This window comes from Rhizobium sp. N122, from assembly GCF_002211295.1.
Classification (GTDB): Bacteria; Pseudomonadota; Alphaproteobacteria; order Rhizobiales; family Rhizobiaceae; genus Rhizobium.
The window spans coordinates 102,028-120,778 of the sequence record NZ_LOKU01000011.1; the positions used below are offsets into that span (position 1 = coordinate 102,028).

Here is an 18,751-nt window from a genome sequence, read left to right on the forward strand (position 1 = left end):
TCGATTTAAGGGCAAAATTATGCAGCAATTTTAAAGTGTTACAGCGTCCTTTGCGCGTCTGAAAAGACGCGCGGCGCTGTAATATCGTTGTTGTTGTCGCATTTCCGGACGGCGAACCGCTGCCGATTTCGCCTGGAAATGCCCATTGGCAGGTTTCATCATGTCCGGTTCCATCTCTCCGCTCGCCCCGAAATCCTTCGTCTCGATGCCGCCGCTGCGCGGCGTGCGCATGGCAACGGCTTCCGCCGGCATCAAGTACAAGAACCGAACCGATGTGCTGCTGATGGTCTTCGACAAGCCGGCGGCCGTCGCGGGCGTCTTCACCCGCTCGAAGTGCCCGTCGGCGCCGGTCGATTTCTGCCGGGCCAATCTGCCGCATGGCACTGCGCGGGCGGTTGTCGTCAACTCAGGCAATGCCAATGCCTTCACCGGCCTGAAGGGCCGCCAGGCGACCGAGCTGACGGCGAAGTCGGCAGCATCAGCTGTCGGCTGCGGCGAAAACGAGGTCTACCTGGCCTCGACCGGCGTCATCGGCGAGCCGCTCGACGCCACCAAATTCGCCGGCGTGCTCGACCGGATGCAGACCGAAGCCACCGGCGACTTCTGGTTCGAGGCCGCCAAGGCGATCATGACGACCGACACCTATCCCAAGGTTTCGACCCGCAGCGCCGAGATCGGCGGCGTTGCCGTGACGATCAACGGCATTGCCAAGGGTGCCGGCATGATCGCGCCCGATATGGCGACGATGCTGTCCTTCGTCGTCACCGATGCCGATATTGCGCCCGCCGCGCTGCAGGCGCTGCTGTCGGATGGCGTCGGGCCGACCTTCAATTCCATGACCGTCGACAGCGACACCTCCACATCCGATACGCTGATGCTGTTCGCGACGGGAGCTGCGGCCGAGGACGGCCAGGCCCGGATCGAACGCGCCGACGACCCGCGCCTTACCGCGTTCCGCGCCGCGCTCAACGCGGTGCTGAAGGATCTGTCGCTGCAGGTGGTGCGCGACGGCGAGGGCGCCACCAAGATGCTCGAAATCACCGTGACGGGCGCCGAGAGCGATGCCGCCGCCAAGCGCATCGGGCTATCGATCGCCAATTCGCCACTGGTCAAGACGGCGGCCGCCGGCGAAGACGCCAATTGGGGCCGCATCGTCATGGCCGTCGGCAAATCCGGCGAGATGGCCGACCGCGACCGGCTCGCCATCTGGTTCGGCGATGTCAGGGTCGCCGTCAATGGCGAGCGTGACCCGGATTATTCCGAGGCCGCGGCCACGAACGTCATGAAAGCGCAGGATATCCCCGTCAAAGTCGAGATCGGTCTCGGCACCGGCACGGCAACCGTCTGGACCTGCGACCTCACCAAGGAATATGTTGCGATCAATGGCGACTATCGGAGCTGATCGTTCATTGGTGCAGACATCCATCTCTTCACAGAATCTGCCGCTGGTGCGCAGGCTGGAGGCCGTCGGCTTTCGTGCCTGGCCGGCGGCATCCGTCCAATATGACGGCAGCTGGCAGGTGCGGCTGACGGCCGGCCACCCGTCCAACCGCCTGAATTCGATCGTGCCGCTCGATCCCTCGGATTATCGCGACGTCGAAATACGCCTGGAAAAGGCAAGCCGGAAATTCGAAGCCTATGGCCGCACCGCCGTGGTCCGCCAGACGCCGCTTGCCTCGCCGGTACTGATCGATCTTCTCCGTGCGCAGAACTGGAAGCAATTCGACGAGACGGTGGTGATGACCTGCGACCTGGCCGAGGCCGAGCTGCCGGATACGCTCGATCACCTGCCGACCCACGATGTCGGCCGTTTCGTCGACGCCAATCTCGCCGTCGAGCGGGCGCCACTCAGCTTGAAGCCGGCGCTTGCCGAAATCATTTCGGCGATCAAACCGCCGTCCGGCCTGTTCATGATCGAGAATGCGGCGGACGGGCCGCTGGCGACCGTGCTCTGCGTCCAGGACAACGATCTTGCCGGCATCATGTCGCTTTCAGTCTCCGAGACGCGGCGGCGCGAGGGGCTCGGCACCGAGATTCTGACTTCAGCGCTGCGCTGGGCGCGCATGCGCAGCGCCCGTTCGGCCTGGCTGCAGGTGAAGCTGTCCAACCGTCCGGCCATCGCACTCTATGAACGACTCGGTTTTCGCGGCGCCTATCATTATTGCTATTGGCAGCAGGAGCCGCGATGAGCGAGGCAGGCCGGAAGATATTGCTGGTCGCCGCCTGCGCGCTGATCGATGCCGATGGGCGTATCCTCCTGGCACAGCGCCCCGAGGGAAAGTCGCTTGCCGGATTGTGGGAGTTTCCCGGCGGCAAGGTCGAACCCGGCGAGACGCCGGAGGAAACGCTGGTGCGCGAGCTTGAGGAAGAGCTCGGCATCAAGACCAAGATCGCCTGCCTGGCACCGCTGACCTTCGCCAGCCATTCCTACGAAACCTTCCACCTTTTGATGCCGCTCTATATCTGCCGGCGTTATGAAGGCATTCCGCAGGGCCAAGAGGGCCAGGCATTGAAATGGGTGCGCTCGCAGGCGCTGCGCGACTACCCGATGCCGCCGGCTGACGAGCCGTTGATCCCGATGCTACAAGATCTACTTTGACAGGCTGAATCGTGGCGAAGCGTGTCTCGAGAGAAGCAAAGCGTTGCTGACCAAAGAAATTTCCGCGACGTGCGCGCCGAGGCGACAAAACTCGCGGCCTGGATAGCCGCGAGTATCGTCGTTCTTCTTACTGACCCCAGGTCATTTCGCCCTTGGCGACTTTCGCACCCAATTCCAGGGAAATCGGCATAGCAGCGTCGGGGTAGAGTTTCTTCATGGCTGCGATCAATGCCTTGGAGTCCGCGGCCCTGGCTGCCTCGGCGTCAAATGCGATCAGGTAATCGCGGGTGAAGCTGACGCTGGAAACATCCGTCGGCCACGTGGCGGTGCCGTGACCCGGTACGACGATCTTGGGTTTGCGGGCGAGAATGCCGTCAAGTGCCGCGCGCCAAGCCTTTCGTTCCTCGACGGTGGGAAGATCGGCTACCCAGGGATACATGCCGCCGAAGACCGCCACGCCGCCGAACACGGCATTGAGCGACGGAACCCAGATGTAGCGGCCGCGATCCTTGACACCCGGCGCGGTGACGATTTCCAGCTTCTCGCCATCGACGGAAAGCGTGTCGATGTCGCTCGCTTCCGGGAAAATGATATCGGAGACCAACTTCGGACCGTTGTCGCCCAGAACAGGCGACCAAGCCTTGATCTTGCCTTCGGCATTGTTCCGCATCAGCGCAACTGTGTCGGGAGCAGCGAGGATTCGAGCATCCGGAAAGGCCTGATGGACGGGTGCGAGGCCGAAGTAGTAGTCGGGATCGTTGGTGGTGATATATATGGTCGTCAGGTGCTTGCCGGTGGCCTTGATGGCATCGGCGACGGCCTTGCCGTCCGAAAAACTGAAGCTCGAGTCAATGAGCACGGCTTCCGTCTTGCCGGTTACAAGGACCGGAGCGCGCAGGAAACCCGCTTCGCCGGCTTTGAACGCCGTCCATGACAGGGCAGACTTCTCCTGCTGCGCGGCGCCTGATGTGGCAAGGGGAAGCAGGACAGCAGCTGTTACGGCGATCGCCTTGAGGGTGGTGCGTCTGTTGATCATTTTTTATTCACTTGGTTGTGGGGTGAGCCGATCCTGCCCTGAAGGCGAAGGGGCCGGCGGCAGCCGACACCGTGGGGATGCCGGCCACGCTGCGTGGGATCAGATTTGGAGGATCGGATTAGAGCATGACGCCGAAAAGTGTAAGCGGTTTTCGGACGACATCATGCTCTAACTCTTTAATGTAGAACAGGATTCAGATTTTAGGCCGACCCGGCCTAAAATCATCCTGTTCTAGTAGCCGACGGTGAAACGCTGCCTGACATGGGCCGGGGCTTCGATCTCGTCAGCGAGGGCAACGGCGAAGTCTTCGAAGGAAATGCTGCTGCCGTTTTCGTTCGTCAGGAGTTCGTCCTTGCCGAGACGGAAGGTGCCGGTCCGTTCGCCGGGGACGAATGCGGCCGAAGGCGACAAGAAGGTCCAGTCGAGGTCGTTTTCAGCCTTGAGCTTGTTCAGATAGTCGACGCCGCCCTGCGCTTCAGATTTGTAGATTGCCGGGAACTCGGGCGCGTTGACGAGGAGGACGCCCGGAGCGACTTCGAGGCTGCCCGCCCCGCCCACCACGTAGTAGCGACGAACGCCGGAGGCCTTGACTGCCCCAAGCAGTTTGTCCGGATCGCTGGCGGAGAAATGCACCGAGCTGATGACTGCATCATGCCCTTCCAGAATCCCTGCCAGAGCTTCAGGTGCCTCGATGTCGCCTGAGGCGGCGGTGACGTTCGGGAAAGAGGCGACCTTGGAGGAATCTCGGGCAATCGCGGTGACGCTATGGCCGCGCGCTGACAATTCGGCCAGGATGCGGGAACCGGCTTGGCCGGAAGCTCCGATAAGAGCGATTTTCATGCTATTACTCCTCGTTGGGATCGATGTTTCATGCGTCTGCACAGAGCTCGTCGAGCGCTGCGGCGAGATGGGCCGGACCGTGATACAAGGCCTCGCTGCTAAGGACGTGGGCTTCGCCGTTGATGCGGGCGACGAGCTGCGGAACTCCGCGAATGCCAAGGGTGTTCATCTGACGCTGCGTATCTTCTATCCGCTCCAGCGTGCGCTCCCCAAGAGCGGAGTCGTTCCGCAGCCGCTCGGCGAAGGTCTCGGCAGTCAATTCGATGTCATGCTCGGCAGCGACCTGAACGGCGACCGTCGCCACCTCCTGAAGGTTGGAAGTGTCGCGCCCCTTGAGATAGCGGGCGATTTGGATGGCGTGCAGGAAACGAGGCTCGAGCAGCGCATCATGTTCCCCAAGTGCGGTGAGCGCACGCGTCGCAGGTCCCGAGTCGAAAACGCCGTTCGGTGCCAGTAGGACGTTCTGCAGGTATTCTTCGGAGAAACGCTGCCCCGTGAGAGCCTGAATTCTCTGATCGTTGCGCCAGGCATGGTCGGCGATTGAGGAGATCGGCCTGCCGCCGACGAACAGGCCGGAGGGAAGCATCCTAAGTTGACCCAAGAAATTCTCGGCAAGACCGGCCAGCGCGGGGGCGCTTGCATAGCACCAGCCGCAGAAGGGGTCGAAATAGTACTGAAGCTCAATGTCGGTTTTCATGTCACGTCCTTTTGTTGAGACGAATGTAATGTTGCGAAAATCGAAGATAAAGAGCAATGTGCGCCACAGAATGTTGCATGGATCGAGCGAATAAATGGATCGGGTGGTCGCGGCACAAGTTCTCCTCAAGACAGTCGAGCGAGGTAGCGCCTCCGCCGCGGCTGAAGAACTGGGCATGTCCAGGGCGATGGCATCGCGCTATATCGCCTCTATGGAGGACTGGTCCGGGACGCGACTGCTTCACCGAACGACGCGACAGCTCAGCTTGACGTCTGCCGGAGAACGCGTTCTCGAATTATGCAGGGAAATAGTGCGTGTCGCCGACGCAGTGACGGAGGTCGCAAGCCGTGCCGATACCCCTCACGGTCTGCTCCGGGTGACGGCGCCAAGCATCCTGGCGGAGGTACAGCTTATCCCGCTACTTTCAAATTTTGCGGACCTCTATCCGCGCATCAGGATCGATCTGCAGATTACAGATCGTACCGTCGACCTCGTGCAAGACCGCATCGATGTGGCGATTCGGATCGCCAACCACATGGACCCGTCGCTGATCGCAAAACGGCTGGGACAGTGCCCATCGCGGCTCTACGCTTCGCCGCGTTATCTGACGGCGTACGGAATACCAACCAGGCCAGAGGATCTGAATGCCCATAGGTGTCTCACCTACACACACCTTGGAGGGACAGAATGGACTCTGAAAAATCACGATGCACAGGTTGTCATTCCGGTGCTGGGAGGCTTCCAAACCAATGACGCTCTCGCCCTGAAGTGCGCGGCGCTGTCCGATCTCGGCATCGCAATGCTGCCGCGGTTTGCTGCCGATCCTATAGTTGAGGCGAACAAGCTCGTGGTGGTCTTGCCCGATTGGGAGCCGACCACGCTCGGCATCCATGCGCTTTATGTGTCCCGAAAGCACCTTCCAATGGCCGCTCGGGCACTCATCGATTTCCTGGCCACGCGGCTGCGGGACAAGTAACCCGAACCTCATGCCCTCAATTTTGAACATAGGTCGTTTCAACGGGAACCATTGCATCCGATGATATGTATTAGCGTTACCTGATTATTATCAAGCCGCGGTGTTTTCGGCTGTGGATATTAATGGATCGTTTAACACCTTCTGCCAAAGATCGGCCTCAATCAAGCATCTGGCGTGCGTGTATTAAAAGGCTTGACGTCATGGACGATGATTTCTGGAAAGCTGTCCGGGAAAAGGAACGGGTTTCGTCTGCCTCGCGCAGGACGGGTGCGCTCAATATCGCCCTTCTGTTCGGCACGGCGGTGGTCGCCCTGACGCTTATCCTGACGCCGATGCTTGCGGATTCCTCGAAGAAGAGCGTCTTTGCCAGCGCGCCGGCGGAATTCGATACGATGACGACGGGATCGATCCCGAAGAACGAAAGCGGCAAGCGTTATACGATCCGCCGCAGCGTCCTCCAGGATACACCCGGCTCGGTCTGCGTCGTCCAGGGTTACGGCGTCGGCGCCGGTTGCTGAATGCCGGCCATCGCCTGATGGCCGTGGAATGCTCGTTTGCTGTCGGTTTGCGCTAGGGGTTGGGGTAATGCGTCTTTTGAAAGCATTTCTTGCAGATAATAAAGGTGCGACGGCGGTCGAATACGGCTTGATCGCCGCCATCATTTGCACCGCGCTCGTCTCCGGTCTCGGCTTCTTCACCGGCGCCCTGCAGAATGTCTTCAACGTGATCGACAACAATATAACCGTTAACTGAAGCGGCAGGCGGTTCAACCAAAGCGGGTCGCGATCCTTCAGATTTGCTCCTCGCGCTCTAGCTCTTTGTTTTTGCGCATGTTGCGGCAAAAGCGCTTCGCGCTTTGCCTGGGAAAACCGCTGCACAGTTTTGTGCGACATGCTTTAAAGAATTGCATCGTGATGTTGTCCGAAAACCGCTCACAGTTTTCGGCATCGTGTTCTATTGCCTGAGCTTGTGCTCGTCCACCTTCAGCGCATCGGCGAGGCGTGCCTTGGCCGAACCCGGTCTGAGCGGCTTCTGCTGGCTCTCGTGTGGAGCCCACCCGGAGACATAGATGATCGAAAAGGTCGCGCGAATGCGTCCGTCGGGATCGGAATAGCGCTCGGCGTAGATCTCTGCCGCGCGCAGGAAGAAGGCGCGCGTCAGCGGCACCCGCCCGCGGGCGGCAAGCGGATTGCTCATGCCCATGGCTCGGAGATCCCGCATCAACGGAAAAAGCGAATCATAGCGTACCGTGTAGTTTTCCGCGTCGATCACCGGCAGCGTGAAGCCGGCGCGCTGCATCAGGTTGCCGATATCGCGCACATCGGCGAAGGGAATGACGCGCGGGCTGGCGCCGCCGGTCATCTCGACCTCGGCGGCCAGCAGCACCTCGCGCAATTCCTGCAGCGTGCCGGCGCCGGGGATCGCAGCCAGGAACAGGCCGTCCGGCTTCAGAGCGCGGCGGATCTGAATGAAAACACCCGGTGTATCGTTGGTCAGATGCAGGCTGAGTGGCGCAAGGATGAGATTGGTCGATTGCGGTTCGAGCGGTACGTCCTCGAGCGGCGCCTCGATCAAGGTTTCGCCCTGGCCCGCATAGGCCGTTTCGCTCTCGACGCGGATCATCGTGCCGACCTTGCCCGTCGCCAATGCGGCGCGGGCGGCCACCCCAGTCGCGCCATGCAGTTCGACGGCTGTTTCGAAGTGCCGCTCGACGACGGCAAGCCTCTCGGCCATTTCCTCGGCGGCGATGTCGAGCAGAAAGGCGGCTTTCGGGTCGTTGTTGGCAAGCGCGCGATGGCGATGCGCGGCGATCAGGGTCTTGTCGAAGATCGTTTCCATGACGATGTCCTTAGTCCCGCGCCGTAGCGGCAGCAAGGCGATTTTCCTTTGGAGGAGAACAGGCTAATCTCCTTTGCATGGGACCGATCCATTTCGAAAGACCGGCAGAATTCTTGCGGGCGCAGCTCCTGCGGCCGTTTTCGGCGCTTGCCGATTTTCTCTATCCGCCCACCTGTTCCGTCTGCGGCATTTCCACCGGCGGTCATCGCGGGCTCTGCGCAAAGTGCTGGTCAGGCATCCGTTTCATCGAACGGCCCTATTGCGAAGTGCTCGGCATTCCCTTCTCGCACGATCTCGGCGCCGGCATACTCAGCGCCGAGGCGATCGCCGACCCGCCGCCCTTCGATCGACTGCGCTCGGCTGCGACCCATGATCACGCGGTTCGCGATCTCGTTCACGGGCTGAAATATCGCGATCGCACCGATCTGGCGCCGATGATGGCTGCCTGGATGCTGCGCGCTTCCGACGGGACGGTCGAAAGCTGCGATGCGCTGATCCCGGTGCCGCTGCACCGTACTCGCATGCTGGCGCGCAAATTCAACCAGGCAGCCGAGCTCGCCCGCCATATGGCAAGGCTTTCGGGCAAGCCGCTGCTTGCCGCCACGCTTGTGCGCGTCAAGCGCACCAGCCAGCAGGTCGGCCTTGGCGCGAAGGCGCGCGAGGACAATGTCAGGGGCGCTTTCGCGATTGCCAAGGGTTGCGAAAACGACATTTTCGGCAAGCGCATCGTCCTCGTCGACGATGTCTATACGACAGGGGCGACGGTCGCCGCGGCAAGCCGGACGCTGCGCAAGGCAGGTGCCGCCGAGATAACGGTTTTGACCTTTGCAAGGGCTCTCTCCGAGCCTATATGACAGAAATACCCGGCATCGGTCTGGAGAGATTATGGTACCCGTCACCATCTATACACGGCAGTTCTGCGGCTATTGCACCCGCGCCAAGTCCCTTCTCGAAGAAAAGGGCGTCGACTACGTCGAGCATGATGCGACATATTCACCGGACCTTCGCCAGGAAATGATCGTCAAGTCGAACGGCCGTACCACCTTTCCGCAGATCTTCATCGGCGCCGATCATGTCGGCGGCTGCGACGATCTCTTCGCGCTCGATCGGGCCGGCAAGCTCGATCCGATGCTGGCGGCCTGAGGGCAAACCGATGAGCTTCAAGGCCGCCGCCGTCCAGATGTGCTCCGGGGTCGATCCGGTGAAGAATGCCGCCGCCATGGCGCGGCTGGTGCGCGAGGCCGCCGCCCAGGGCGCGACCTATGTACAGACGCCCGAGATGACCGGCATGCTGCAGCGTGATCGTGCGGCGGCGCGCGCCGTGCTTGCCGATGAGGCGCATGACATCATCGTCAGGACCGGCTCCGAGCTTGCCGGGGAATTGGCCATCCACATGCATGTCGGCTCGACGGCGATTGCGCTTGCCGATGGCAAGATTGCCAATCGCGGTTTCCTGTTCGGTCCCGACGGCAGGATTCTCAACCGCTACGACAAGATCCATATGTTCGACGTCGACCTCGACAATGGCGAGAGTTGGCGTGAAAGTGCCGCCTATACGGCCGGCTCGGAGGCGCGCGTCCTGTCGCTGCCTTTTGCCGAAATGGGCTTTGCCATCTGCTACGACGTGCGGTTTCCCGCGCTGTTCCGCGCTCAGGCGGTTGCCGGCGCCGAGGTGATGACGGTTCCTGCCGCCTTCACCAGGCAGACCGGCGAGGCGCATTGGGAGATATTGCTCAGGGCGCGCGCGATCGAGAACGGCGTCTTCGTCATCGCCGCCGCGCAGGCCGGCCGGCACGAGGATGGGCGCGAGACCTTCGGCCATTCGATGATCATCGATCCCTGGGGCACGGTGCTGGCATCGGCCGGCGCCACCGGCGAGGCGGTCATCGTTGCCGAAATCGATCCCGCCGCGGTCAAGGCCGCGCATGACAAGATCCCGAACCTCAGGAACGGCCGGGAATTCTCGGTCGAGAAGATTACGGGGGCAGTCGCCGGAGGCGTCGCCGCTTGATCCGCTATTCCCTCACTTGCGACAATGCCCATGAATTCGAAGGCTGGTTCTCCGAAAGTGCCGATTTCGATCGTCAGGTGGCGACCGGTTTCCTGACCTGCCCGGTCTGTCATTCCGCCGCCGTTTCCAAGCTTTTGATGGCGCCCTCGGTGTCGACGGCGCGCAAGAAGGACGAGAGGCAGACGCTGGCGATGGACGCCATGCGCCAGGAGGCGCTGCAAAAGCTCAAGCAAGCGGTCGCCGCGGTCAAGGCCAATTCCGAGGATGTCGGCACGCAGTTTCCCGAGGAAGCCCGCAAGATCCATTATGGCGAGGCGGATGCCCGCGGCATTATCGGTCAGGCGACGGCCGACGAGGCGCAGGCGCTGCTCGAAGAGGGCATCGAGATTGCTGCCATTCCCGTGTTGCCCGAGGATGTGAATTAAGCCTTCAAGTCATCCGTCGAAGGATGCGCGCGTAATCGCGTGCGCCATGCAGGATACGCATCACCTGCACGGTCGAATCTTCAATTCGATAGAAGATAAGGTAGTTTCCGAAAGGACGTCTCCGAACTCCTGTCAGCCGTGGTAACCGGAGTTCGACAAAGGCATGCGGCATGTCTGCAATCTCTATGCATGCGGAGCGCAATTCCTCCATGAATGGCAAAGCGCGTGCCGGATTTTGTTCAAAAATATACCGACCAATTGTGAGCAGATCGGCGCGGGCAGCTCGCGAAAAAACAACCCTCATCGAGCGCGGAGCTTGTCCAGACCAAGTTCCGCATAGACACTGTCGAACGCCTCGTCGAGGGACATGACCTGTCTCGCTTCCAGATCGGCGATGCCCTTTTGTAACTCGTCTTCCAGTTCGTGAACGCGTCGATCATCATCGTAGCGCTCGCGGAGCACACTTTCGATATAGTCGCTGCTCGATTTATAGGCGCCGCGGGCGACCTCGTCGCGCACATATTCTTCGAGACGAGGCTCAAGGGTAACGGTAACTTTTGCGGCTTCGCCCATCGGTTTTCCCTTCGGATGACCGGATCACCTTATCACAATTTTGCGGGCGTAAGGACTTGCTCTACGCCCCGCGCTTGGCCAGCAGCATATAATTGACGTCCATATCCTTGGACAGGTTCCACTGGTTCGACAGCGGATTGAAGAAGACGCCGGTGCGATCGGTGATTTCCAGGCCGCTTGCCGTCAATGGCTTTTCTAGCTCTTCCGGGCGCACCAGTTTTTCATACTGGTGGGTGCCGCGCGGCAGCCAGCGTAAGATGTTTTCGGCGGCGAAGATGGCAAGCGCTGCCGCCTTCATCGTGCGGTTGATGGTGGCGACGAAAATCAGGCCGCCGGGGCGGACCATTTTTGCGCAGGTGGTCATGAAGAACTCGACGTCGGCGACGTGTTCGACCACTTCCATGTTCAGAACGATGTCGAAGGTTTCGCCGGCGTCCGCCAGCTCCTCGGCGGTGACGGCGCGGTAGTCGACCGAAACGCCTGAGGCCTTGGCATGGGTCGAGGCGATGCCGATGTTCTTTTCGGACGGATCGGCGCCGGTGACGGAAGCGCCCATGCGGGCGACCGGTTCGGACAACAGACCGCCGCCACAGCCGATATCGAGGACGCGCAGACCTTCCAGCGGGCGCGCACTTTTCGGATCACGGCCGAAATTCTCGCAGGCCTTGTCTCTTATATAGGCGAGGCGGACGGGATTGAACTTGTGCAGCGGCCGGAATTTGCCGGTCGGGCTCCACCATTCCGCCGCCATCGCCGAGAAGCGGTCCACTTCGCCCTGGTCGATCGTGCTTCTGGCGCCTTCCGTCATCGTCCACTCCTTGCGTTCGTAACAGGTGAAGTCGGACGATCGGGGGCATAAGTCAAGGGGCGCAGACCAGGGGACCGATCGGTGTGAAGCCGCTTGCCAACCGCTTTTATCGCGCGCGCTTGCCTCCCCCCGCCAAACTCGCTAAGAGACGCCGCAACTTGGGGCCTTGGGGACCCGGGCTTTTAGAGCGGTTCCAGAAGTCGGGAGCGGCTCTCTGGCCACGCGGTCTGCCCCAGAGCTTTCGTGATGCCGGGTCCGGTCTTCCGCTTTCCCGGCGCCAGTCGTGGTAGAGGCATATGGCACGCATCGTAATGAAATTCGGCGGCACGTCCGTCGCTGACCTGGACCGCATCAAGAACGTCGCCCGCCATGTGAAACGCGAAGTCGATGCCGGCCACGAGGTGGCGGTCGTCGTGTCGGCCATGTCCGGCAAGACCAATGAGCTCGTCGGCTGGGTGCAGGGCATGCCGAAGGTGATCGGCGCCAATTCGCCGTTTTACGATGCGCGCGAATATGACGCGGTGGTCGCTTCAGGCGAGCAGGTAACCTCGGGACTGCTGGCGATCGCCTTGCAGGCGATGGATATCAATGCGCGCTCCTGGCAGGGATGGCAGATCCCGATCCGCACCGATAACGCGCATGGCGCGGCGCGCATCCTGGAGATCGACGGTTCCGACATCGTCAAGCGGATGGGCGAGGGCCAAGTCGCCGTCATCGCCGGCTTCCAGGGGCTGGGACCCGACAACCGCCTCGCGACGCTCGGACGCGGTGGATCGGATACCTCGGCCGTTGCGATCGCGGCAGCCGTCAAGGCGGATCGCTGCGATATCTATACCGACGTCGATGGCGTCTACACGACCGATCCGCGCATCGTGCCGAAGGCGCGCAGGCTGAAGAAGATCGCCTTCGAGGAAATGCTCGAAATGGCCTCGCTCGGCGCCAAGGTGCTGCAGGTGCGCTCGGTCGAGCTTGCCATGGTGCACAAGGTGCGTACCTTCGTGCGCTCGTCTTTCGAAGATCCCGATGCTCCGGGCATGGGCGATCTGCTAAACCCGCCCGGAACGCTTATTTGTGACGAGGATGAAATCGTGGAACAGGAAGTAGTCACCGGCATCGCCTATGCCAAGGATGAGGCTCAGATCTCGCTTCGCCGTCTTGCCGACCGGCCGGGCGTTTCCGCGGCGATTTTCGGGCCGCTCGCCGAATCTCATATCAATGTCGACATGATCGTCCAGAATATTTCCGAGGACGGGTCGAAGACGGACATGACCTTCACCGTGCCATCGGGCGACGTCGAGAAGGCGATCAAGGTGCTCGGCGACCATAAGGAGAAGATCGGCTACGACGTCGTGCAGAACGAATCGGGGCTGGTGAAAGTGTCGGTCATCGGCATCGGCATGCGCAGCCACGCTGGCGTTGCCGCTACCGCATTTCGTGCACTTGCCGAAAAAGGCATCAACATCAAGGCGATCACGACCTCCGAGATCAAGATTTCCATCCTGATCGACGGTCCTTATGCAGAACTCGCTGTCAGGACTTTGCATTCCTGCTACGGTCTGGATAAGAATTGATTCCCAGTGGGCGGCCTGCCCCTTCAGGTTGAGGAGACGCGGGCCGGCCCGCCGGGACTGAGTGCGTTGTTTCGGGAGCTTGAGACGCCATGAGAGACCTTTCCGGCGGTCCGCGCGTGCTGCTCAGGCGGCTGCGCGAGTTGATGGCGGAGCCGCTGGAGCCGCAGGATCGTCTTGACCGGATCGTCCGCCAGATCGCCGGCAACATGGTGGCCGAGGTCTGCTCCGTTTACGTGCTGCGCGCCGACGGCGTGCTCGAACTCTATGCGACCGAAGGCCTCAACCGTGAGGCCGTGCACCTGGCGCAACTGAAGATGGGGCAAGGTCTCGTCGGCACGATCGCCGCTTCGGCCCAGCCGCTGAACCTTTCCGACGCGCAGTCGCATCCCGCCTTCCGCTACCTGCCGGAAACCGGTGAAGAAATCTACCATTCCTTCCTCGGCGTGCCGATCCTCAGGACCGGGCGGTCGCTTGGCGTTCTCGTCGTGCAGAACAAGGCGAGCCGCAACTATCGCGAGGAAGAGCTGGAAGCGCTCGAAACGACGGCGATGGTGCTCGCCGAGATGATCGCCACCGGCGAGCTGAAAAAGATCACCAAGCCGGGCCTCGAACTCGACCTGACGCGCTCGGTCACCGTCGACGGCGACACCTATAATGACGGCATCGGCCTTGGTTACGTCGTGCTGCACGAGCCGCGCATCGTCGTCACCAATCTGCTCAACGAAGATGCCGAGAAGGAAATCCGGCGGCTCGCCGAAGCGATGGGCTCGCTGAGGATCTCGATCGACGACATGCTGTCGCGCCGCGACGTGTCGATGGAGGGCGAACACCGCGAGGTGCTCGAAACCTATCGCATGTTCGCGCATGACCAGGGCTGGGTGCGCAAGCTCGAGGAGGCGATCCGCAACGGTCTGACGGCGGAAGCGGCGGTCGAGAAGGTGCAGAGCGACACCAAGGCGCGGATGATGCGGTTGACCGACCCTTATCTGCGCGAACGCATGCATGATTTTGAGGATCTGGCGAACCGGCTGCTCAGACAATTGACCGGGTATACCGGACGGACGACCGCCGAAGGTTTCCCCAACGACGCGGTCATCTTGGCGCGCGCCATGGGGGCGGCCGAGCTGCTCGATTATCCGCGTGCCAATGTGCGCGGGCTGGTGCTGGAAGAAGGGGCGGTGACGAGTCACGTGGTGATCGTCGCGCGCGCCATGGGTATTCCGGTCATCGGCCAGGCTGCCGGCGTCGTGGCGCTCGCCGAGAACGGCGATGCCGTGATCATCGACGCCGATGAGGGGCATGTGCATCTCAGGCCGATGGCCGATCACCGGCGTTCCTACGAAGAAAAGGTTCGCTTCCGCGCCAGGCGGCAGGAGCAGTTCCGGGCGTTGCGCGCCGTCGAGCCGGTGACCAAGGATGGGCAGCGGATCGCGCTGATGATGAATGCCGGGCTGCTGGTCGACCTGCCGCAGCTTTCGGAATCGGGCGCCGAGGGCATCGGTCTGTTCCGCACAGAACTGCAGTTTATGATCGCCTCCACCATGCCGAAGGCGGACGAGCAGGAGCAGTTCTATCGCAATGTGATCAAACAGGCGGCGGGCCGTACCGTCACCTTCCGTACGCTCGATATCGGCGGCGACAAGGTCGTGCCGTATTTCCGTGGCCATGAGGAAGAAAATCCCGCACTCGGCTGGCGCGCCATCCGGCTGTCGCTCGACCGGCCGGGACTGTTGCGCACCCAGTTGCGCGCCCTCCTGAAGGCATCGGCCGACACCGAGCTGAAGCTGATGGTGCCGATGGTGACCGAGGTTTCCGAGCTGAAGATGGTGCGCGAACTGCTGCAGAGGGAAGTGCAGCATCTCTCGCGCTTCGGCCATGGGCTGCCGCGCAAGCTGCAATTCGGCGCGATGCTCGAGGTGCCTGCTCTGCTCTGGCAGCTCGATGAGCTGATGGAGGCGGTCGATTTCGTCTCGGTCGGTTCGAACGACCTCTTCCAGTTCTCGATGGCGGTCGATCGCGGCAATGCGCGGGTCTCGGATCGGTTCGACCCGCTCGGCAAACCGTTTTTGCGCATCCTGCGCGATATCGTGCGCGGCGCCGACCGGAACAAGACGCCGGTGACGCTTTGCGGCGAACTCGCCAGCAAACCCATCTCGGCCATGGCGCTGCTCGGCATCGGTTTCCGTTCGATCTCGATGTCGCCGGCCTCGATCGGGCCGGTGAAGGCGATGCTGCTCGGGCTCGATGTCGGGGCGCTGGCAACGGCGATGAATGAGGTGCTGGACGATGTCCACGCCATGGTGCCGATGCGCGAGGTGCTTGCCCGCTTCGCCGAGAGCCACAATATTCCCCTTTAGGCAGACGTTAAGAAGAATCGGAGTGAAGGGTGGCGAAGCTTCCCGTTGAAAAGATGCGCGAGCTGGAACGCCGCTTCGGCGAGATCGAAGCGCGCATGTCGGCCGGCCCGGCCGCCGACGTCTATGTGAAGCTCGCATCCGAATATTCCGAGCTGCAGCCCGTCGTGACCAAGATCCGCGCCTATGAGAAGGCGAATGCCGAGCTTGCCGATCTCGAAACGCTGCTCGAGGACAAGACGGTCGATCGCGAGATGCGCGACCTTGCCGAGCTGGAGCTGCCTGAGGTGAAAGAGCAGATCGACGCGCTCGAGCAGGAGATGCAGATCCTGCTTTTGCCGAAGGACGCGGCGGACGAAAAGAGCGCGATCCTCGAAATCCGCGCCGGTACGGGCGGATCGGAAGCAGCCCTTTTTGCCGGCGATCTCTTCCGCATGTATGAGCGTTTCGCGGCGGAGAAAGGCTGGAAGGTGGAAGTGCTCTCGGCAAGCGAGGGCGAAGCCGGCGGCTACAAGGAAATCATCGCGACGATCACCGGCCGGGGCGTCTTCGCCAAGCTGAAATTCGAATCCGGCGTGCATCGCGTGCAGCGCGTGCCTGATACCGAGGCCGGCGGGCGCATTCATACGTCGGCGGCAACGGTTGCGGTGCTGCCTGAGGCCGAGGAGATCGACATCGAAATCCGGCCGGAGGATATCCGCATCGATACGATGCGCTCTTCGGGTGCGGGCGGCCAGCACGTCAATACGACGGACTCGGCGGTGCGAATCACCCATCTGCCGAGCGGCATCGTCGTCACCAGCTCGGAAAAATCGCAGCACCAGAACCGCGCCAAGGCGATGCAGGTGCTGCGCTCCAGGCTCTATGACGCCGAGCGGCAGAGGGCCGACAGCGAGCGCTCGGCCGACCGCAAGAGCCAGGTCGGCTCCGGCGATCGCTCGGAACGCATCCGCACCTATAATTTCCCGCAGGGGCGGATCACCGATCATCGCATCAATCTGACGCTCTACAAGCTCGACCGGATGATGGAAGGCGAGATCGAGGAAGTGGTGGATGCGCTGATGGCCGACTATCAGGCAAGCCAGCTGGCGCAGCTCGGCGAACAGCAATGAGGCCGACGGTCGCCGATACGCTTGCCGAAGCGCGCCGCCGCTTCACCGAAGCTGGTATCGTCGATCCGGCGACCGATGCCCGGCTGCTTGTCGCGGGCCTTCTGAAGTTATCGTCGACCGAGCTGTTGACGCGATCGGCCGAAAGTCTTTCGCCGGAGCAGGCCGAGGTGGTGTCCAAGGCGCTCGAGCGGCGGCTCGGCCATGAGCCGGTGCATCGCATTCTCGGCGAACGGGAGTTCTACGGCCTGCCGCTTGCCCTCTCGGCGGAAACGCTGGAGCCGCGACCGGATACGGAAATCCTGGTCGATACGGTGCTTGCCTGTCTCAACGACCTTGCAAAGACACAAGGTCCTCTCCATATCCTTGACATAGGAACCGGGACCGGGGCGATATGCCTTGCGCTTTTGAGCGAATGTCCCGATGCGTCGGGTGTCGGCAGCGACATATCGGCGGATGCACTTCGCACAGCAAGATCGAATGCGGAAAGACACGGTTTGCAAGGGCGTTTTCAGGCCGTGCAGTCGAGATGGTTCGAGAGCATCCAGGGTTCGTTTCACGCGATTGTCTCAAATCCGCCCTATATTGCTTCCAATGTCATTCACGATCTCGCCCCCGAAGTGACGAAATTTGATCCGGTCGCGGCACTGGATGGCGGTCCGGATGGGCTTGACGCCTACCGCGCTATCGCCAAGGATGCGGCAAGGTTCATGAGGCCCGATGGGGTCGTCGGGCTGGAAATCGGTTACGATCAGCGAAACGATGTGACGGCGATCTTTGAAGCGAAAGGCTTCAAGTGCCTCAAATCCGTAAAAGATTATGGTCAGAACGATAGGGTGCTCGTGTTCGCGCTCGCGTGACAGGCGATAATTGCTGCACTGAACGGGACATTATTGTTATTGCGAAGAAAAGGCTTGGATTTCCCAGGGAAGCAATATAGGTTGCGGACACGTGTTGGGCAGATAGGAATGAACGAGATTCGTTCGGTACTTGGTTTGCCTCGGGGGTCCGCTCTTTTAAACGAGAGTTTCAACGGTTGAACACGACCCAACGCGTGAATCAGTCAAACTGACTTGAGAACCAAGCGGCAGGTCGGCGCAAAGGCGCAGTATGCTCGCGGCACAAAGGTCCTGACCCGGTTTTCCGGTCATGGCGGTTGGTGCCATGTATCCATCACAAACAGAGAATTCAGGTGAACGATCTATGAGGCCAGGACAGCAGAACAAGCGCGGTCGAGGGCGTGGTAACAACAATAATAACAACGGCGGCGGTGGAAATAACAATAACAACAATTTCAACCGCAAGGGCGGCAATCCGCTGACCCGGACCTATGACAGCTCCGGCCCCGATGTGAAGATTCGCGGGACTGCCCAGCATATCGCCGAAAAATACGCGCAACTCGCCCGCGATGCTCAAAGCTCCGGCGACCGCGTGATTGCCGAGAACTATCTCCAGCACGCCGAACATTACAATCGTATCATCGCCAGCGCCCAGGCGCAGATGCAGGAACGCTTCCAGCGCGACGATCGCGGCGAATACAATGACGCCGCAGACCGCGACGGCGACGAGATCGATAACAACGACAATGACGGTGATGATGTCGTCGTCGTCCAGCCGCCGCAGAGCCGGCAGCATCAGCCGCGGCCGCGACCTGAGTCGCAGCCCCAGCCTCAGCCGGCTCCCGCCCCGGCGCCGGTGGCGCCCCAGGCCGAGGTCATCGACGGAACCGGCCCGCAGCCGGAGATCGAAGGCATCCCGGCCGAAGTCGCGATGGATGAAGAAGGCTCCAGCTTTCACAGATCGAAAACATGGTCACCAAGGGTGCCAAGGTTCTGGTCATCGCTTCGATCGACGGCACGACGCTTTCCGACGTTCTGCAGAAGGCGCACGATGCCGGCATCAAGGTCATCGCT

The 18,751-nt window shown here is 61.4% G+C and carries 21 protein-coding genes and 2 pseudogenes; 16 read left to right on the plus strand and 7 right to left on the minus strand.

Features of this window, described 5'->3' with window-relative positions; all coding sequences use genetic code 11:
- Nucleotides 1-160 precede the first annotated feature (160 nt).
- The 3 genes from argJ to mutT are packed head-to-tail and all read left to right on the plus strand — an operon-like array spanning nucleotide 161 to nucleotide 2,599.
- The gene (gene argJ, locus ATY75_RS10280; RefSeq protein WP_088937484.1) at nucleotides 161-1,402 is read left to right on the plus strand and encodes a bifunctional glutamate N-acetyltransferase/amino-acid acetyltransferase ArgJ; all 1,242 of its coding nucleotides are present in this window, start codon (nucleotides 161-163) and stop codon (nucleotides 1,400-1,402) included.
- Nucleotides 1,383-2,189, plus strand: coding sequence for a GNAT family N-acetyltransferase (locus ATY75_RS10285; protein ID WP_088937454.1), 807 nt, complete (start codon nucleotides 1,383-1,385; stop codon nucleotides 2,187-2,189). The genes argJ and ATY75_RS10285 overlap by 20 nt, the downstream gene beginning before the upstream one ends.
- Complete coding sequence (mutT, locus tag ATY75_RS10290; protein WP_088937455.1) at nucleotides 2,186-2,599, plus strand: 8-oxo-dGTP diphosphatase MutT; 414 nt, start codon at nucleotides 2,186-2,188, stop codon at nucleotides 2,597-2,599. The genes ATY75_RS10285 and mutT overlap by 4 nt, the downstream gene beginning before the upstream one ends.
- 127 nt (nucleotides 2,600-2,726) lie before the next feature.
- On the opposite strand, the gene ATY75_RS10295 is transcribed toward mutT, so the two are convergent.
- The 3 genes from ATY75_RS10295 to ATY75_RS10310 form a co-directional block, all read right to left on the minus strand.
- Nucleotides 2,727-3,635 carry an MBL fold metallo-hydrolase gene (locus tag ATY75_RS10295; protein ID WP_088937456.1) on the minus strand — a complete coding sequence of 303 codons (909 nt, stop codon included), beginning with the start codon at nucleotides 3,633-3,635 and terminating at the stop codon, nucleotides 2,727-2,729.
- Nucleotides 3,636-3,866: 231 nt separating this feature from the next.
- Nucleotides 3,867-4,475, minus strand: coding sequence for an NAD(P)-dependent oxidoreductase (locus ATY75_RS10305; RefSeq protein WP_088937457.1), 609 nt, complete (start codon nucleotides 4,473-4,475; stop codon nucleotides 3,867-3,869).
- A gap of 28 nt (nucleotides 4,476-4,503) precedes the next feature.
- A complete protein-coding gene (locus ATY75_RS10310; protein ID WP_088937458.1) occupies nucleotides 4,504-5,172 on the minus strand; it encodes a DsbA family protein in 669 nt (222 codons plus the stop codon).
- Nucleotides 5,173-5,266: 94 nt separating this feature from the next.
- On the opposite strand from ATY75_RS10310, the gene ATY75_RS10315 reads away from it, so the two are divergent.
- From ATY75_RS10315 to ATY75_RS10325, 3 genes are all read left to right on the plus strand, one after another.
- Nucleotides 5,267-6,148, plus strand: coding sequence for a LysR family transcriptional regulator (locus tag ATY75_RS10315; RefSeq protein WP_088937459.1), 882 nt, complete (start codon nucleotides 5,267-5,269; stop codon nucleotides 6,146-6,148).
- Nucleotides 6,149-6,348: 200 nt separating this feature from the next.
- Nucleotides 6,349-6,666: a hypothetical protein gene (locus ATY75_RS10320; protein WP_064840860.1), complete on the plus strand. Its 318-nt coding sequence runs from the start codon at nucleotides 6,349-6,351 to the stop codon at nucleotides 6,664-6,666.
- A gap of 67 nt (nucleotides 6,667-6,733) precedes the next feature.
- Nucleotides 6,734-6,901: a Flp family type IVb pilin gene (locus ATY75_RS10325; RefSeq protein ID WP_088937460.1), complete on the plus strand. Its 168-nt coding sequence runs from the start codon at nucleotides 6,734-6,736 to the stop codon at nucleotides 6,899-6,901.
- 201 nt (nucleotides 6,902-7,102) lie between these two features.
- Here the strand turns inward: ATY75_RS10325 and ATY75_RS10330 are convergent, their stop codons facing one another.
- Nucleotides 7,103-7,987 (minus strand): methyltransferase domain-containing protein, encoded by an 885-nt coding sequence (locus tag ATY75_RS10330; protein WP_088937485.1) that lies wholly within the window; start codon nucleotides 7,985-7,987, stop codon nucleotides 7,103-7,105.
- Nucleotides 7,988-8,064: 77 nt separating this feature from the next.
- Between ATY75_RS10330 and ATY75_RS10335 the strand changes: the two genes are divergently transcribed.
- The 4 genes from ATY75_RS10335 to ATY75_RS10350 are packed head-to-tail and all read left to right on the plus strand — an operon-like array spanning nucleotide 8,065 to nucleotide 10,423.
- Complete coding sequence (locus tag ATY75_RS10335) at nucleotides 8,065-8,841, plus strand: ComF family protein (protein ID WP_088937461.1); 777 nt, start codon at nucleotides 8,065-8,067, stop codon at nucleotides 8,839-8,841.
- Between the two features lie 31 nt (nucleotides 8,842-8,872).
- Nucleotides 8,873-9,130, plus strand: coding sequence for a glutaredoxin 3 (gene grxC / locus ATY75_RS10340; protein WP_088937462.1), 258 nt, complete (start codon nucleotides 8,873-8,875; stop codon nucleotides 9,128-9,130).
- A gap of 10 nt (nucleotides 9,131-9,140) precedes the next feature.
- Nucleotides 9,141-9,998, plus strand: a complete 858-nt coding sequence (locus ATY75_RS10345) for a carbon-nitrogen hydrolase family protein (protein ID WP_088937463.1) — start codon at nucleotides 9,141-9,143, stop codon at nucleotides 9,996-9,998.
- Complete coding sequence (locus ATY75_RS10350; RefSeq protein ID WP_088937464.1) at nucleotides 9,995-10,423, plus strand: DUF1178 family protein; 429 nt, start codon at nucleotides 9,995-9,997, stop codon at nucleotides 10,421-10,423. Before ATY75_RS10345 ends, ATY75_RS10350 begins: the two co-directional genes overlap by 4 nt.
- A 4-nt stretch (nucleotides 10,424-10,427) precedes the next feature.
- Here the strand turns inward: ATY75_RS10350 and ATY75_RS10355 are convergent, their stop codons facing one another.
- The 3 genes from ATY75_RS10355 to ubiG form a co-directional block, all read right to left on the minus strand.
- A complete protein-coding gene (locus tag ATY75_RS10355; protein ID WP_082935694.1) occupies nucleotides 10,428-10,727 on the minus strand; it encodes a type II toxin-antitoxin system RelE/ParE family toxin in 300 nt (99 codons plus the stop codon).
- Nucleotides 10,724-10,996: a type II toxin-antitoxin system ParD family antitoxin gene (locus ATY75_RS10360; RefSeq protein ID WP_088937465.1), complete on the minus strand. Its 273-nt coding sequence runs from the start codon at nucleotides 10,994-10,996 to the stop codon at nucleotides 10,724-10,726. The genes ATY75_RS10355 and ATY75_RS10360 overlap by 4 nt, the downstream gene beginning before the upstream one ends.
- Before the next feature lie 61 nt (nucleotides 10,997-11,057).
- Complete coding sequence (ubiG, locus tag ATY75_RS10365; protein WP_088937466.1) at nucleotides 11,058-11,804, minus strand: bifunctional 2-polyprenyl-6-hydroxyphenol methylase/3-demethylubiquinol 3-O-methyltransferase UbiG; 747 nt, start codon at nucleotides 11,802-11,804, stop codon at nucleotides 11,058-11,060.
- A 296-nt stretch (nucleotides 11,805-12,100) separates the two neighbouring features.
- Here ubiG and ATY75_RS10370 point away from each other — a divergent pair, with 296 nt between their 5' ends.
- From ATY75_RS10370 to ATY75_RS10395, 6 genes and pseudogenes are all read left to right on the plus strand, one after another.
- Nucleotides 12,101-13,375 (plus strand): aspartate kinase, encoded by a 1,275-nt coding sequence (locus tag ATY75_RS10370; RefSeq protein WP_049732790.1) that lies wholly within the window; start codon nucleotides 12,101-12,103, stop codon nucleotides 13,373-13,375.
- Nucleotides 13,376-13,464: 89 nt separating this feature from the next.
- The gene (ptsP, locus tag ATY75_RS10375; RefSeq protein WP_064840852.1) at nucleotides 13,465-15,732 is read left to right on the plus strand and encodes a phosphoenolpyruvate--protein phosphotransferase; all 2,268 of its coding nucleotides are present in this window, start codon (nucleotides 13,465-13,467) and stop codon (nucleotides 15,730-15,732) included.
- A 29-nt stretch (nucleotides 15,733-15,761) separates the two neighbouring features.
- A complete protein-coding gene (gene prfA / locus ATY75_RS10380) occupies nucleotides 15,762-16,841 on the plus strand; it encodes a peptide chain release factor 1 (RefSeq protein WP_088937467.1) in 1,080 nt (359 codons plus the stop codon).
- Nucleotides 16,838-17,698, plus strand: a complete 861-nt coding sequence (gene prmC, locus ATY75_RS10385) for a peptide chain release factor N(5)-glutamine methyltransferase (protein ID WP_088937468.1) — start codon at nucleotides 16,838-16,840, stop codon at nucleotides 17,696-17,698. Before prfA ends, prmC begins: the two co-directional genes overlap by 4 nt.
- A 343-nt stretch (nucleotides 17,699-18,041) precedes the next feature.
- Nucleotides 18,042-18,626, plus strand: a pseudogene (locus ATY75_RS10390) (DUF4167 domain-containing protein); the annotation flags it as partial.
- Nucleotides 18,626-18,751 (plus strand): annotated as a pseudogene (locus ATY75_RS10395) (substrate-binding domain-containing protein); the annotation flags it as partial. The pseudogenes ATY75_RS10390 and ATY75_RS10395, both read left to right, overlap by 1 nt.